At 46.9% G+C, this 593-nt stretch carries 2 protein-coding genes; one reads left to right on the top strand and one right to left on the bottom strand.

Annotation, left to right across the window (positions count from 1 at the left end; all coding sequences use genetic code 11):
* Nucleotides 1–259, top strand: a 259-nt coding sequence (locus AC1MDJ_RS08440) for an NfeD family protein (RefSeq protein WP_479690463.1), incomplete at its 5' end; no start/stop codon positions are given.
* A 14-nt stretch (nucleotides 260–273) separates the two neighbouring features.
* Here the strand turns inward: AC1MDJ_RS08440 and AC1MDJ_RS08435 are convergent.
* Nucleotides 274–593: hypothetical protein (locus tag AC1MDJ_RS08435; RefSeq protein WP_479690462.1), on the bottom strand; the 320-nt coding region annotated here is incomplete at its 5' end.

The raw sequence follows: 593 nt of genomic DNA, 5'->3' as shown, positions 1-593 counted from the left end.
AGCTGTGGCTGTAGCAACGGTTATCGTCTTCATAGGACGACTATTGCTGGGTGATATGCATCGCAAGCCATCAGTAGGCTTGTCGTCATTAGTAGGCAAAACTGGCAGTGTGCTAGCATGGAGTGGCAACAACGGCAAGGTCTATGTGCAAGGGGAAATCTGGGATGCCACCTCATCTGGACTGGAACTAACTAAAGGGCAGATGGTGCGGATAGTGGGTGTAGATGGCTTAAATATGAAGGTTGAGGCTAACAAATAGAGATACGCCTTCATTCATTCTTCCCCCATCAGTGCCGCCTCAACTCTAGCTATCAATGGGTCTATATTGTATGGGGTTGACCATTCATGTGACAGTTGCTCCTTAGATGTGATGTCAAAAATCGTGCCCATATCGCGTACCGACAGCCCGCGTTTTAACAACCCCTTTAGGACATGCGTCATTAAGAGTATCATATCACTGCCAAAATGGTAAGTATTGCCTACTAATGACGACAAGCCTACTGATGGCTTGCGATGCATATCACCCAGCAATAGTCGTCCTATGAAGACGATAACCGTTGCTACAGCCACAGCTAACAGTGTTAAAAGCCACT

It is taken from the genome of Candidatus Termitispirillum reticulitermitis, from assembly GCF_054655775.1.
The sequence above is the reverse complement of the archived record's forward strand: the minus strand, read 5'-3'. Positions and strand labels throughout refer to the sequence as shown.